Below are 13,552 nucleotides of genomic sequence, written 5' to 3'. Positions count from 1 at the left end.
TGATGTTGGGTGGCATTGCCACCTCTGCGACATCGTCGCCCGTCTTGCGTCGGCGCGCATACCCAGAATGACGATGTACCCTTTTTGATCATCGCATTCGATGTATCAGGTATAGCTTGCCTGTGCGGGTCTGGCGACGTTGCGCTTTCAGCGTTCAGTTCCACTGACTCCTACAGCATATGATTATGCACTACTTTAGATCAAAACAACTGTACGATTCAGCTATTTACGACCAACATCTTAGTCCTCTTTGCCGTTGAAACATGTTGGCATCGGTCAACATGTACCGACGAAGCCTGATATCTACGAGCATCGCGGATAGACTTGAAAGGAAGGGACCCAGCGAGCGGAGGACCACATGACACCCACCGTCGAGATCGAATGCCGTCAGGGCGATATCGCCCATCAACCCGACATGGACGCTGTGGTCAACGCTGCCAATGCGCAGCTGATGCCGGGTGGCGGGGTCGCCGGCGCCCTGCACCAAGCCGCCGGCCCAAGCCTCGCCGAGGAGTGTCACCGGCTGGCGCCGATTCGCCCCGGCCAGGCGGTGATAACCGGCGCCCATGGGCTTCCCAACCGACACGTGATTCACTGCCTGGGGCCGGTCTATGGGCGCGACGAGCCATCGGATATGCTGCTTGCCACCTGCTACCGAGAGGCCATCGCCCTTGCCGAGGGTCACGGGCTCGCCTCTCTCGCCTTTCCCGCTCTGTCCACCGGCGCTTTCTGCTACCCCATGAACGAAGCCACCCGGGTGGCCCTGACCACGGTACTGACGGAGGTCCCGCACTGCCGCCACCTGCGCCGGGTACGTTTCGTCCTCCACGATGCCGCGAGCCTGACGCTCTATCGTCAGACCCTGACCTTGCTCGAGAACGCGGCATCGCCCTGAGTCGGTCTGCGGTGGCCGCGGGCCCAGCCGGCGGGTAGAGTGAGGCCTTTCTCACCCACAGCTCATGACCCTAACGCCCGCCATGCCGCTGCCGCTGATCCACCATCCCGGTTACACCATCGCACTGCCCCCACGCCACCCCTTCCCGATGGCCAAGTTTCGCGTGCTGCGCAACATCCTGGCCGTCGAAGAGACCGGGATTAGTGCTGAGTGGATCACCCCGCAACCGGCCAACGAGACAAGCCTGGCTCGCATCCATACACCAGCGTACCTGCGGGCCTTTCTCGGCGGCTCTTTGAGTGAGGCGGCCCAACGACGTAGTGGTTTCCGCTGGTCCGAGGCGCTGGTCGCGCGCACCCTGCTCGAGGTCGGCGGCACGCTTGAGACCGTCGAAGCGGCGCTGGCCACCGGGCTTGCCTGCAACACCGCCGGCGGCACCCACCATGCTCATGCGGATGCCGCCAGCGGCTACTGCCTGATCAATGACCTGGCGGTGGCCGCGGCTCATGCCCTGGCCCACGGCTGGGCCGATCGCATTCTGATCCTCGACCTGGACGTACATCAGGGCGACGGCACCGCACGCCTCTTTCGCCACGATCAGCGGGTATTCACCTTCTCGATGCACGGCGCAGCGAACTTCCCGGCCCGCAAGCAGCATAGCGATCTGGATATCGCCCTGCCCCGGGGCACGGACGATGCCGCCTACCTTTATCAGCTCATGGCTAGCCTGCCGCCATTGCTGGTGCAGTTCGCCCCTGACCTGGTGCTCTATGACGCAGGCGTCGACGTGCATGCCGATGATCGCTTGGGCCACCTGGAATTGACGGATAACGGACTGTTCGCCCGGGACCACTATGTGCTGACAACCTGTCGCGACGCCCAGATTCCGGTGGCAGCGGTGATCGGCGGCGGCTACGACCGGGATCTCGAGGCGCTGGCCCAGCGCCACGCCCAGTTGCATCGTGCCGCCAGCCAACTGATCTAATCTAGCCGCTTCACGGTTGCGGTCACCGAATTCAACCAGCCGGCGCTAGACCGCACCCCGACAGACTGATGAACCCGATAGCGGCCTGAAGGAAGCCGACTCAGTAAACCCGCATCTAGTTTCGGCACTCGCGGCGATAGGCCGCGGTAAGCTCCCGCCGAGCGGCGCGTAGCCGATTGCCACGAGGCTCTTCGTATCCCGCCCTTAACTGCTGCTGAATGGACTCGAGGCGCTGCTCGAGCCTATTGCAACGCGGGTTCGACCCACTCGCATTGCGCTGTACGTTGCCACTGGAACGCGAAGATCGCGCCGACGGCAAGGGGCGATAGGGAGAGGCCCCCGGCGGTCGCATGCTATTGATATCCGACAGCTCATCGGGGGTGCGTGGCTCGCCGCCGCCACCCTCGGGAGAGTGATCGGCGAAATGCCACTGGCCCGTCTCATCCTGCCAGGAATAGATCTCTGCCTGAGCGGCCACTGCCCAACCGGCCAGCACCAGGCACACCCCCAGGCGGTTCAGGACCGCATACTGCTTCGTTGCATGGCGCAGATACGCCGCTGGTTTCACTACGTTCATCCAAGCCACTTCCCTGTGGTTGCTGATATTCGACGGCTGTCTTGCGGGAAATTACTGCCGTCTATTACCTGGCCCTATTTCCTAGCGGCTATTTCCCAGACCGTGTTCCCTAGAACCATGCCTGTTCGTTTGGCTAGACGTTATAGCCCAGTAGGCCCGGCAACCAAAGGGCGATCGACGGAAAGATCGCCACCAGCGCCAGGGCAGCGGCCATGGCCACCACGAAGACCAGTGCCCACCCCACGGTCTGCTCGAGACGAATCTTCGCCACTTCCGTGGTGACCATCAGGTTCACCGCCACCGGCGGGGTAAATTGGCCGATGGCGATATTCATGGCCAGCAGAATGCCAAACCACACCGGATGCCAACCAAAATGGTCCATGACCGGGATCAGAATCGGCATCATGATCAGATAGATCGAAATCGCGTCCAGCACCATCCCCGCCAGCAGCACCGCCAGCATGATCAGCAACAGCAGCAATGCGCCGCTGTCGGACAGGCCGATGATCCATTCGGCCAGATGCCGAAAAGTGCCCAGCATGGTGCCGGCCCAGGCAAAGATCCCCGCCAGCGCGATGATCAGCATCACCACCCCGGTGATCACCGCCGCCTCGCCGAACAATCGCCACAGCTCCCGCCAGTTCAGCTCACGGGTGAGAAAGATCCCCACGATGACTCCGTAGGTGACCGCCGCCACGGCCGCCTCGGTGGGCGTGAACAATCCCGAGCGCAGTCCACCCAGGATCAGCACCGGCGCGAAGAGTGCTGGCAGCGCCTGACGGAAGCTCTCTCCCAGCGCCGGGCGCGGTACGCTCTGCGGCGACTCCCAGCCGTAGCGCCGTGACAGCCACCAGGCGGGCACCAGCAGGGCCGCGCCGGCGAGCATGCCCGGAAAAAGCCCGGCGGCAAACAGCGCACGTAGATCGACCCCGGGCACCACGATCGAGTACAGAATCAGCGCCACCGACGGCGGAATCAGGATCGCCGTGGAGGCAGATGCCGCGATCAAGGTTGCCGAAAAAGGCTTCGGGTAGCCGGCACGGGTCATGCTCGGCAGCATCACCATGGCCACCGCCGCCGCATCTGCTGGACCCGAACCACTCATCCCGCCCATGATCATGCAGACCAGCACTGCGACCAGCGCAAGCCCGCCATGGCGAGGCCCGATCAGCGCCTGGGCGAAACGCACCAGCCGAGCCGCAACCCCCGCACGCTCGAAGATCAGCCCGGTCAGGATGAATAGCGGAATGGCGATAAGTGGATACTTGGCGACGCTGTTGTAGGTGTTGGTGCCCAGGGTCGCCAGCATCGTCGCCGGCAGGCCCATCACGATCCCCACCGCCCCAGAGAGCCCCAGCGAAAACGCCACCGGTACACCGGCGATCAACAGCCCCGCAAAGGCCAGAATCATCCACACATCAGGGCTCATCGGAAAGGCCCCCGCGCAGGCGATCAAGGCACTGCTGGCTCAGGCGCAACAGCATCAACGCAGCGAGCACCGGCAGCCAAGCGATGTACCACCACTGGGGCAGGCCAAGCCCCGGCGACAGCGACTGCCATTGATATTCCTCCCAGGCCAGCTTGCCACCAAACCATATGACCAGGCTCAGCACCGTGGCACCGCAGAGCCATTGAAAAACGATCAATATGCGCCGCAGCCCTGCCGGCAAGGCACGCTCCAGCAGGCTGATACGGATATGCCCATTGCGGCGCAGCGCCACCGAGGCACCGGCAAAGGTCAGCACCACCAGCAGGAAGACCGAAAACTCCTCGGTAAAGGCGAAGGAAGCATCAGTGATGTAGCGCACGACGACATTCGCCAGGCTGATCAACGCGATGATTACCAGCGAAAGGGTCGCCAGCACCCGCTCGGGTCTGGCATCGGGTTGGCTCTTCATGGAGTCCTCAAACGTCAAAAGCCGGCCCCTTTAGGGCCGGTCAATCAGTACCAGCACAATTTACACAAGCTTTCGTCACACAGGCGTTCGCTGCTTCAGCTGACAGGGATTTATACTCAGTCAGCCGCCATATCATCTCGGGCAGCCTTCACCAACGACTCGCCGATCTTATCGACCCAGGTCGCGTAGACGCTCTGAGTGGCTTGCACAAAAGCCATATGCTGCGCCTCGGTCAGCTCCACGATATCGACACCGCGTTCCTTGATGGCCGCGCGGCGCTTGCCTTCTTCATCGCGGGTCATGGCGATCTCCCACTCGCCGGCGTCGACGGCGGCCTGGCGCAGCAGGTCTTGATCCTCAGCAGACAGCGAGCCCCAGACACGCTGGTTGGCCGCAAACACCAAGGGATCGTTCATGTAGTTCCACAGCGTCAGGTTCGTCTGACCAACTTGATCGATGCGCGCCACGTCGAAGACCGAGAGGGGATTCTCCTGGCCATCGACGGCGCCAGTGGTCAGCGCCGGCTTGGCATCCGCCCAGCTCATCTGGGTCGGGTTGGCCCCCAGGGCCTCGAAGGTGTCCTGAAACAAGGGCGAGCCCACCACACGGATTTTCAACCCCTCCAGGTCGCTCGGTTCATCGATGGGCCCCTTGGAGTTGGAAAGCTGGCGAAAGCCATTCTCCCCCCATGCTAGCGGCACCACACCGCCCGCCTCGATGGCTGCGAAGACTTGCTCACCAGCCGCTCCGCCAGTCACCGCATCGACGGCTGCATAATCGGGCATGAAGAACGGCAGCGAAAAGAGGTTGAGTTCCGGCACTTGCGGCGACCAGTTGATGGTCGACCCCACCGCCAGGTCGATCAGCCCCGAGCGCATGGCCGAGAACTCACGGGTCTGATCGCCAGCTACCAACTGGGCATTGGGGTAGACCCGCAGCGTCAGGCGGCCATCGGAGCGGGCCTCAACCAGCTCGGCCCATTTCTCCGCCGCCTGGCCCCAGGGGAAGGCATCCGACAGCACCGTCGAGACCGAAAGCTCGCGAGCCTGTGCTGACAGTGCCGTGCACAGGAGGGCGGTTCCGGCCAGAATCGTCGTCAAACGGGAAAAACGAAACGTCATCATTGCGTGTCCTTGTTGAGGCGCTATATCACCCGATGGTCAGTCCAAGGGGCTAGGCCTTCGTTATTGGTATGGCTAGGGCTATCGATGTGGATATGGCAATCGATCAATCAGCAGATCCTGTAGCAGTGTAATGAGAACACAACGTAAATGATGCCAAACCAAGGTATGAGTGGGGCGGCTGTGACATCCCTATCTGCATGCGGAAGCATCGCGCCAGCCTATCGGCGGGATCATCGCACCAACAAACTGCTATGCTGCTAACCTTTTCGCCCATCGACCAACCTGAAGGACGAGCCGTGCCACTTCGCGACCTGCTACTGGGCCTCTTTGTCATCGCCATCTGGGCGCTGAACATCATCGTTATCAAGCTTGGGGTAGCCGACCTGCCGCCGCTGCTGCTGACCACCCTGCGCTTTGCACTGGTGGCCGTCCTGCTGGTGCCCTTTCATCCGGTTCATCGACACCAGCTGCCTTTCCTGCTCCTGCTATCGCTGACCTTTGGCAGCCTGCACTTTGCCCTGCTGTTCATCGGCCTCGGCCAGGCGGAGGCCGGCACCGGCGCCCTGCTAGTGCAGATGGGCACTCCCTTCGCCACGGTGCTGGCGGTCATATTCCTGAGAGAACATCTGGACGCCAGACGCCTGATCGGCCTGCTGCTGTCGTTCGGTGGCGTGATGGTCCTGGCTGGCGGCCCTACCCTGCCCGCGCCGCTGCCACTGGCGCTGCTGCTGCTCAGCGCTCTGGGCTGGGCCATCTCGCAGCTCTTGATCAAGCGCGGCCCCAAGATTCCACCACTGGCACTGGCCGGTTGGATCGCGCTGTTCTCGGTGCCTCAGGTGGCGCTGGGCTCATGGTGGTTCGAGACGGATCATCTCGCGGCGCTCAAGAACGCCGGTTGGGCGGGCTGGGGCGCGGTGGTTTACACAGCAGTGATGTCATCGATCGTCGCCTACGGCATCTGGTACGGCCTGCTACGCCGCCATCCGGTGAGCCGCGTCACACCGCTGACGCTGTTGATGCCGGTGGGCGCGGTGCTGCTTGGCGCCTGGCTGCTCGGCGATAGCCTGAACATTTACAAACTGGCCGGCGGCGGGCTGGTACTGGCTGGGCTCGCACTGATCATTCTTCAGCCGCCCCGCCAGCAGGCAGGCACCTGAGGCCAGAACGCCGCGGGGCGCGACCTTATCAATAAGATCGCGCCCCGCAACAGGACTTGGTTTGCCTTGACGTGATTTGGCGTAAATCGCCTTAGCTCTCGGCCGCGTCGAACCAGCTATCGATCAGTGTGCGGTTATCTTCGATCCAGGCCTTGGCCCCCTCGACCGGATCACCGACTTTCTCGATCCGCGCCATCAGGCCTCCGAGACTGTCGTCGTCCATCTTCCAGGCATCCAGGACGCTGGCAAGCCAGGGGTCTTCATTGGCCAGTCCCTTACGCGACATCCAGTGAATGCTCTCGTTTTCGCCATAGACGCCCTGCGGGTCTTCGAGGTATTTGAGGTCATACTCGGCGAAGGCCCAGTGGGGGCTCCACAGGGTCACGACGATAGGCTCTTCACGCTGATAGGCACTGTCCAGTGCCGCCATCATTGCCGGGCCTGAGCTGTTGACCTGATTGAGCGGCAGCTCATAGGCCTCGATGGCATCCTCAGTCAACCCAGCAATCGCCGAACCGGAGTCGATGCCCAGAATCGACGGACGCCCCTGATACTCATAGCGCCCGGCCTGATCGCGCAGCTCGTCGATGCTGTCGATGTCGGCATAGCTTGGAACCACCAGGCCAAGGCCGGTGCCGTCGTACCAGACATCATGCACGTCAATCTCGTCACGGTGCGGCTCGAGGAAGGGCGCATCGGTGGTGGGCAACCATATCTCGAACGACAGGTCGAAGTCGCCGTTGGACAGGCCGCTGTAGAGCACGCTCTTGCCAATATTGGAAAGCTCGATGTCATAGCCGTGTTCTTCTTCGAGCAGGATCTTCCACATATTGGCAACAGCGATATTCTCGGCCCAGTTATTGGTCCCGACGACCAATGATTTGTCCTGGGCCTGCGCCAGGCCGCCCACGGTAATCAAGCCCGTCGCCAGCAGCACTGAGGGTAAAGTCTTCATGGTCAATCTCCCTGAGTTTTTATTCGCGCAATTCAGAAAGGTCAGCCTAGCATGACCCTTCGCCGGTTTTTGGCCACCATTTCTCATGCACGACATGAGATAAAAGAATACCTAGGTGGCGAGGCAAAGCTGACGAACGATCCCCGTCACCCTATATCTGCTCCCCTGCGATGGCGCAGAATCGCCTAACCGAGGAGCCGGGCATCAAAAGGATAATCGGACAGCAGCTCGACCTGACCGTCATCGCGAACATAGAGCTGTTCCTCGAGCTTGACACCTTCGCCACCGGACTCATGACCGATGAAACTCTCCACGCAGAACGTCATGCCCGGCGCGATGATCCCGTCGTAGCCCTTGTCGTCGATGTCTTCGCGGTGAACGATATAGGGATACTCACCGTTCATCCCCACCCCATGGGCCAGAGCAAAGTAGCGGCGCGACTTGTAAGCAGGCGGAATCTGCCAGGCGCGCTCGGCATACTCCTTGAAGCTCACGCCAGGCTTGAGGTTCTCCATGTTGGTGCGGATCTGGTCGTAGGCCATGCGATACAGGTCCTTCTGGGTCCGGGTGGGCTCGTCTCGACCGCACAGGAAGGTGCGTGAGAAATCGGCATAGTAGCCATAGCGCCCGACGACATCGGTATCTAGTGCCACAAGCTCCCCGGCTTGAATGCAACGGTCGGAGCACTCCTGGAACCAGGGGTTGGTACGCGGCCCAGAATTCATGAGGCGCGTCTCGACGAAATCTGCATCGGTTTCGATGATGTGCTGATGAAGCCGTGACCAGGCAGCATTCTCGGTCACGCCCGGGACGATGGCGGCCTCCAGCTTGTGAACGCCATTCTCGACGGCGCGCAGCGAGGAACGGATCATCTTGATTTCGTTGTCAACTTTGTAGGCCCGGGCCTGCTCCACCGGCTCCTGAGCATCCAGTACCTGATAGCCGCGCTCCTGCAGGACTAAGGCCGCCTGAGGAGTGGCGCTCTCCAGTGCCACCTTGGCGCCACCACCGCACTGCCGCTGGATTAAATCGTCGATTTCGTCGGCCCAGGCCTCCGTCACGGCATGGGTGTTTCGTTCGTTGAAGTAGTACGAGATGGCTTTGGCCGGTCGGATCTCGTCGATGGTCGGCAGATGCGCGGCCAGGTGTTCGCACCCGGAAAACTCGAACAACACCACCGGTCCCTCGGCCGGCACGAAGGCATAACGCGCCGGGTTGCGGGAGCTGTAGACCTGCATGTTGCGCGAGCCGGTGGCATAGCGCACGTGTGCCGGGTCGAATAGCACGGCGGCAGAGATGTCGCGTTTTCTGAGTTCGGCGCGCACGCGGGCCAGCCGGTCGCAAAGGACCTGCTCGATCTCGGCGTTTGTGGGCTCGCAGTCTTCGGGGCGATGGGTCGGGGCCAGGATGCCCAGCGCGTCCAGATCCATGTTCATCAGGGGTTCTCCGTATCGGTAAATTGGCAGGTTCAAGCCTCAGTCGATCAGGCCATCGGCGCGCTCTGCCCGCCCTTCCTCGGCCTGGATGTGCTGCTCGGATACCCGCCCATAGAGCTGACGCGTGCGCTCCAGTCGCCCTACCACACCCGGGGTCTGGGAGTAGGCGAAGATGGCGGTCAAGCGGGGAGTATCGCCCTTAACACGGGTCACCCGGTGCAGACTGAAACGGCCTTTGAACAGTTGCAGATCGCCGGGACGAAGGCTGAGGTGACGAACACGGTCGCGGTCCTGATCACGCAGCACCGCCCCGACGCCTGCGTAGTTCTCGTCCTGGGGAGTGCGGATATCGGGGCAATACTCGAAGCTCCCGCCCTCTTCAGCGTCCTGAGTCATCATGGTGACGATGAATTCGTTGGTGTCGTAGTGCCAGGGTTGCTCGGTGCCTTCGGGTAGCACGTTGAGCACTAGCCCAGCGTAAGGGTCCGCATATTCGTAGACCTGGTTCTCACCCAGGCAGCGAGCCACCAGCGACTTCATGGCCGGCGAGACATACAGCCGCTGCATGATGCGGTCGGCAGTGATCATGTCGCGGGTCACGAAACCACTGGTGCGAGTCATGAACAGACGACGCGGATCGTCTTCGGGCAAGGCGGGGTTATCTGCAGTGAAATAGGCGTTGACCTCTCGGGTGTTGAAGAAGCTTTTGTTCGCCAGTTCCTGACACTCTTCTCGCAGCTGGGTCAGGCGATCCTCGCGCAGGAAACCACGCAACACTGCACAGCCTTCCCGATCCAGATCGGCTCGGGCCTGCTCAATCGTCGCCAGCAGTGTTGAATCATCGGGCCGGTCAAGCGGATAACGCTCGGTATCCACCAAGCCGGAAAGGTCATGACGCTCGGCATCGGCAAGTTGCATGGCAGTCAACATAGGAACTCCTCAGTCGGCACGGAACGGCGTCGACCAGCCAATGCTGGTCTCGTCTCGTAATGGGCGGCATAGTGGAGAACCCTGAAGCATCGAGGAAACGATTCGTTCCGATGAATTCCATCGACAAACCCGATTGCACTAACTTGCCGATCCTCGACACCGAACTGCTCAGCGCATTCGTCGCGGTCATAGAAAACGGCGGGTTCACGGCAGCGGCCCGCCAACTGCACAAGACGCAGTCGACGATCAGCCAGCGCATCCGCACGCTGGAGGAGCGGGTCGAGGTGTCACTGCTGCATCGCACCAGCCGCCAAGTGAGCCTGACGGCGGATGGAGAGACCTTCCTTGTCTACGCGCGTCGTCTGCTTCAACTGCAGCGGGAAGCGATCAGCGCACTGGGAAATGGCGACCGGGAGGGGGTGATTCGTTTTGGACTGCCGGAAAACTATGCTGAAGCCTGGCTACCCCGCCTGCTCGATCGCTTCGCACGGCTTCATCCGCGCATTCGGCCTCATATTCACTGCCGGATGTCCAGTGAGCTGATCGAGGCACTGGAAGGCGGTGAGCTCGACCTGGCGATGACGGTGCGCCACACCAACCATGGCAATGGCGAGCCCTTGGGAGCCGAGACGCTGGTCTGGGCCGCCCATCGCGATTTCTGCCAGGATCCAAAGGTAGCGCTGCCCCTGGCCCTGTTTCCCGACCACTGCCCCTACCGTCAACGCGCCCTGGATAGCCTGACCCGCCAAGGCCGTCAGTGGTCACTGCAGTACACCAGCCAGAGCCCCACCGGCCTGCGCATGGCGGTCAATCAGCGCAATGCGGTGACCGTCGCCGATCGCCGCACGTTGCCCGCCGACTGGCGGATCCTGGGTGAGGCAGACGGCCTGCCCCCCTTGCCACCGGCTCAACTGGAACTGCATCGCTCACCCAGCTTTCAGCACCCAGCCGGGGACGACCTGATCACCCTGCTGGGTGAGCTGATCGTAGCCGAGTCCGAAGCGACCGACGCGGACTAGCCGGGCGGGTCATTGATCTCCTGCGTCAGCCAACGGCGAAACAAGCCAAGGTTCGCCGACTCGGTCTGACCCGGCCTCGTCACCAGCCAATAGGACTGATGGCCGGTGACTTCCACGTCGAGCAGTTGAACCAGGTCACCGCGGAACAGCTCCCGCTGGATCATCTGACGATCGGCGATAGTCACGCCCACCGCATTGATCGCAGCCTGAATGGCCAGCTCCAGCACATCGAACTCCATGCCACCACGGGTCTCCACCCCCTCGAGACCGGCCGCCGACAGCCAGTGCTCCCAGGTATGGAAACGGTCTTCGCCGCGCAGCACATGCAGCAGGGTATGACGGGTCAAATCCACCTCGCGCCCACGCCGCCCCGCCAGCAACTGCGGGGCGCAGACGGCCACATGACTCTCTTGCATCAACAGAGTGGCCTCGACTTCGGGCCACTCCCCGTCCCCGAAACGTATCGCGCAGTCCAGGTCGCTGTAGGCAGTCAGGTCATCCTCGGCGCGAGTAGTGACGGTGAGCTCGAGATCCGGGTATAGGGCATTGAGTCGCCCCAACCGTGGCACAAGCCAGCGACTGGCAAATGTGGGCGGGACATTGATGGTCAAGCGGGGAAAGGCCTCATGATCTCGAAGCCCGCCCACGGTCCAGGCGATCCGGTCGAAGGACTGACGCAACACCGGCTGCAGGCGCCGTCCGGCATCGGTCAGTCGCAACCGGCCGGCGCCACGCTCGAAGAGGGTGACGCCGAGCTGCTCTTCGAGCAGCTTGACCTGGCGACTCACTGCGCTTTGCGTCACGCAGAGCCGCTCCGCGGCCAGGGTAAAGCTCTCACAGTTTGCAGCAGCCTCGAAGGCCTTGAGCGCATTGAGTGGAGGCAATGAACGTGGCATCGAATCTCTCAAGTAGAAAATATCGTGGTATTGGGGCAATACGCCGGTTCTAGCCTGCCAAGGCAGCATGCCGCATGACTTTTACGAATACCACAGGTGCATAATCCTCGTTTGTTGTCGCGTCCCGGTCCGCCCTAGGCTTTGCGCAAATTGGTGCCCATTACCGGAGACTGACCTCATGACAGATCGCACTCTATCCGACTGGCAGCAGTACGCCGCCAACCTGACACTGCCGCACCAGGCCTACCTCAACGGTGAATTCTGCGACGCCGCCAGCGGCGCGACCTTCGCCGCAGAGAACCCGGCAACCGGCGAAGTGCTGACGCATATTGCTGCCTGCCAGGCCGAGGATGTCGATCGCGCCGTGGCCCTGGCCCGCCGCACCTTCAACGCCGGCACCTGGCGCGACCTGGCACCCACAGAGCGTAAGGCGCGCATGCTCGACTGGGCTGCGCTTATCGAAGACCACCTGGACGAGATCGCTCTGCTCGAGACCCTCGAGACCGGCAAGCCCATTTCTCAGACCACCAGCATCGACGTGCCAGGACTGATCGGCGGCCTGCGGTTCTATGCCGAAGCGCTGGACAAGCTCTACGGCGAAACGGCACCCAATGGTCCCGACAGCGTGTGCATGATCGACCGCGAACCGGTCGGCGTCGTCGCCGCCGTAGTGCCCTGGAACTACCCGCTGATCATTGCTGGCTGGAAGATCGGTCCGGCACTCGGCGCCGGCAACTCGCTGATCATCAAGCCCGCCGAACAGTCGAGCCTGGCCACCCTGAGAGTCGCCGCCCTGGCCCGTGAAGCCGGCATTCCCGAGGGGGCCTTCCAGGTGGTCACCGGGCTCGGCCACCAGGCTGGCGAAGCGCTGGGCCGGCACATGGACATCGACGCCGTGGGCTTTACCGGCTCCACCGAGATCGGCAAGCGCTTCCTCGCTTATTCGGCGGAATCCAACATGAAGCGTATCGGCCTGGAGTGTGGCGGCAAGAGCCCGCATATCGTCACCCGCGACGTCGAGGACTTGGACAAAATCGCCATGAACGTGGCCTATGGCGTCTGGTACAACCAGGGTCAGACCTGCCATGCCGGTACCCGCCTGATTGTCGACCGCCAGATCAAGGAAGCGCTGCTGGAACGTCTGGAAATTTGGGCGGAAAAGCTCCAACCCGGCGACCCTCTTGCCCCGGATTCCCAGATCGGCGCGATGATCGAAGAGCCTCAGTTGGAGAAGGTTCGTGAATACCTGGCCGACGGGCAGCGCGAAGGCGCACGGCTGCGTTTTGGCGGCGAGCGTGCCCGCCACGAGAGCGGTGGCTACTACATGACCCCAGCAATACTTGATGAGGTCACCAACGACATGCGTGTCGCCCGCGAGGAGATCTTCGGTCCGGTGCTGGTGGTACTCACCCATGACGAGGTGGACGAGGCACTCGCCATCGCCAACGACACCGATTACGGCCTCGGCGCTGCCATCTGGACCCGGAACCTGAGCGATGGTCACCGTGCCGCTCGGGCGCTACGGGCTGGCACTGTCTGGGTCAACTGCTACGACCACACCTCCATCAATGCCCCCTTCGGCGGCTTCAAGCAATCCGGCCAGGGCCGCGACAAGTCTTTGCATGCCTTCGACAAGTACACCGAACTCAAGACGACCTGGATCGAAATCTGAGGAGCCAA

The 13,552-nt window shown here is 62.1% G+C and carries 13 protein-coding genes; 5 read left to right on the top strand and 8 right to left on the bottom strand.

The features are described from left to right. Positions 1-358 precede the first annotated feature (358 nt). Both BCL93_RS06150 and BCL93_RS06145 read left to right on the top strand, forming a co-directional pair. The gene (locus BCL93_RS06150) at positions 359-895 is read left to right on the top strand and encodes a macro domain-containing protein (RefSeq protein WP_112054214.1); all 537 of its coding nucleotides are present in this window, start codon (positions 359-361) and stop codon (positions 893-895) included. Positions 896-959: 64 nt separating this feature from the next. After that, positions 960-1,880, top strand: a complete 921-nt coding sequence (locus BCL93_RS06145) for a histone deacetylase family protein (protein WP_258396011.1) — start codon at positions 960-962, stop codon at positions 1,878-1,880. A 115-nt stretch (positions 1,881-1,995) separates the two neighbouring features. Here the strand turns inward: BCL93_RS06145 and BCL93_RS06140 are convergent, their stop codons facing one another. The 4 genes from BCL93_RS06140 to BCL93_RS06125 all read right to left on the bottom strand — a co-directional run bounded on the left by BCL93_RS06140 (position 1,996) and on the right by BCL93_RS06125 (position 5,479). Beyond that, entirely contained in the window at positions 1,996-2,457 is a 462-nt protein-coding gene (locus tag BCL93_RS06140; protein WP_112054212.1) for a DUF4124 domain-containing protein, read from the bottom strand. Between the two features lie 133 nt (positions 2,458-2,590). Beyond that, a complete protein-coding gene (locus BCL93_RS06135) occupies positions 2,591-3,886 on the bottom strand; it encodes a TRAP transporter large permease (RefSeq protein WP_112054211.1) in 1,296 nt (431 codons plus the stop codon). Then, a complete protein-coding gene (locus BCL93_RS06130) occupies positions 3,876-4,355 on the bottom strand; it encodes a TRAP transporter small permease (RefSeq protein WP_112054210.1) in 480 nt (159 codons plus the stop codon). Before BCL93_RS06130 ends, BCL93_RS06135 begins: the two co-directional genes overlap by 11 nt. 116 nt (positions 4,356-4,471) lie before the next feature. After that, entirely contained in the window at positions 4,472-5,479 is a 1,008-nt protein-coding gene (locus BCL93_RS06125) for a DctP family TRAP transporter solute-binding subunit (RefSeq protein ID WP_112054209.1), read from the bottom strand. A gap of 296 nt (positions 5,480-5,775) precedes the next feature. Here BCL93_RS06125 and BCL93_RS06120 point away from each other — a divergent pair, with 296 nt between their 5' ends. Then, positions 5,776-6,636 carry a DMT family transporter gene (locus BCL93_RS06120; RefSeq protein WP_112054208.1) on the top strand — a complete coding sequence of 287 codons (861 nt, stop codon included), beginning with the start codon at positions 5,776-5,778 and terminating at the stop codon, positions 6,634-6,636. Positions 6,637-6,727: 91 nt separating this feature from the next. Here the strand turns inward: BCL93_RS06120 and BCL93_RS06115 are convergent, their stop codons facing one another. From BCL93_RS06115 to BCL93_RS06105, 3 genes are all read right to left on the bottom strand, one after another. After that, positions 6,728-7,591 carry a glycine betaine ABC transporter substrate-binding protein gene (locus tag BCL93_RS06115; protein WP_112054207.1) on the bottom strand — a complete coding sequence of 288 codons (864 nt, stop codon included), beginning with the start codon at positions 7,589-7,591 and terminating at the stop codon, positions 6,728-6,730. Between the two features lie 185 nt (positions 7,592-7,776). Continuing rightward, positions 7,777-9,027, bottom strand: coding sequence for a M24 family metallopeptidase (locus BCL93_RS06110; protein WP_112054206.1), 1,251 nt, complete (start codon positions 9,025-9,027; stop codon positions 7,777-7,779). Positions 9,028-9,066: 39 nt separating this feature from the next. Further along, positions 9,067-9,957: a HalD/BesD family halogenase gene (locus tag BCL93_RS06105; protein WP_112054205.1), complete on the bottom strand. Its 891-nt coding sequence runs from the start codon at positions 9,955-9,957 to the stop codon at positions 9,067-9,069. A gap of 110 nt (positions 9,958-10,067) precedes the next feature. On the opposite strand from BCL93_RS06105, the gene BCL93_RS06100 reads away from it, so the two are divergent. Beyond that, on the top strand, positions 10,068-10,976 hold the full coding sequence (locus BCL93_RS06100) for a LysR substrate-binding domain-containing protein (RefSeq protein WP_112054204.1): 909 nt from the start codon (positions 10,068-10,070) through the stop codon (positions 10,974-10,976). Here the strand turns inward: BCL93_RS06100 and gcvA are convergent. After that, complete coding sequence (gene gcvA / locus BCL93_RS06095; protein WP_112054203.1) at positions 10,973-11,872, bottom strand: transcriptional regulator GcvA; 900 nt, start codon at positions 11,870-11,872, stop codon at positions 10,973-10,975. The two genes, BCL93_RS06100 and gcvA, sit on opposite strands and share 4 nt — an antisense overlap. Before the next feature lie 178 nt (positions 11,873-12,050). On the opposite strand from gcvA, the gene BCL93_RS06090 reads away from it, so the two are divergent. Then, on the top strand, positions 12,051-13,544 hold the full coding sequence (locus tag BCL93_RS06090; protein ID WP_112054202.1) for an aldehyde dehydrogenase: 1,494 nt from the start codon (positions 12,051-12,053) through the stop codon (positions 13,542-13,544). Positions 13,545-13,552: the final 8 nt, after the last annotated feature.

It is taken from the genome of Onishia taeanensis (assembly GCF_003268885.1).
Lineage (GTDB): Bacteria > Pseudomonadota > Gammaproteobacteria > Pseudomonadales > Halomonadaceae > Onishia > Onishia taeanensis_A.
This window is presented reverse-complemented; position numbering and strand designations above follow the sequence as displayed.

Coding starts and splice junctions, on each gene's coding strand:
- BCL93_RS06150 (WP_112054214.1), top strand. CDS start 359: ATGACACCCACCGTCGAGATCGAATGCCGTCAGGGCGATATCGCCCAT.
- BCL93_RS06145 (WP_258396011.1), top strand. CDS start 960: ATGACCCTAACGCCCGCCATGCCGCTGCCGCTGATCCACCATCCCGGT.
- BCL93_RS06140 (WP_112054212.1), bottom strand. CDS start 2,457: ATGAACGTAGTGAAACCAGCGGCGTATCTGCGCCATGCAACGAAGCAG.
- BCL93_RS06135 (WP_112054211.1), bottom strand. CDS start 3,886: ATGAGCCCTGATGTGTGGATGATTCTGGCCTTTGCGGGGCTGTTGATC.
- BCL93_RS06130 (WP_112054210.1), bottom strand. CDS start 4,355: ATGAAGAGCCAACCCGATGCCAGACCCGAGCGGGTGCTGGCGACCCTT.
- BCL93_RS06125 (WP_112054209.1), bottom strand. CDS start 5,479: ATGATGACGTTTCGTTTTTCCCGTTTGACGACGATTCTGGCCGGAACC.
- BCL93_RS06115 (WP_112054207.1), bottom strand. CDS start 7,591: ATGAAGACTTTACCCTCAGTGCTGCTGGCGACGGGCTTGATTACCGTG.
- BCL93_RS06110 (WP_112054206.1), bottom strand. CDS start 9,027: ATGAACATGGATCTGGACGCGCTGGGCATCCTGGCCCCGACCCATCGC.
- BCL93_RS06105 (WP_112054205.1), bottom strand. CDS start 9,957: ATGTTGACTGCCATGCAACTTGCCGATGCCGAGCGTCATGACCTTTCC.
- BCL93_RS06100 (WP_112054204.1), top strand. CDS start 10,068: ATGAATTCCATCGACAAACCCGATTGCACTAACTTGCCGATCCTCGAC.
- gcvA (WP_112054203.1), bottom strand. CDS start 11,872: ATGCCACGTTCATTGCCTCCACTCAATGCGCTCAAGGCCTTCGAGGCT.
- BCL93_RS06090 (WP_112054202.1), top strand. CDS start 12,051: ATGACAGATCGCACTCTATCCGACTGGCAGCAGTACGCCGCCAACCTG.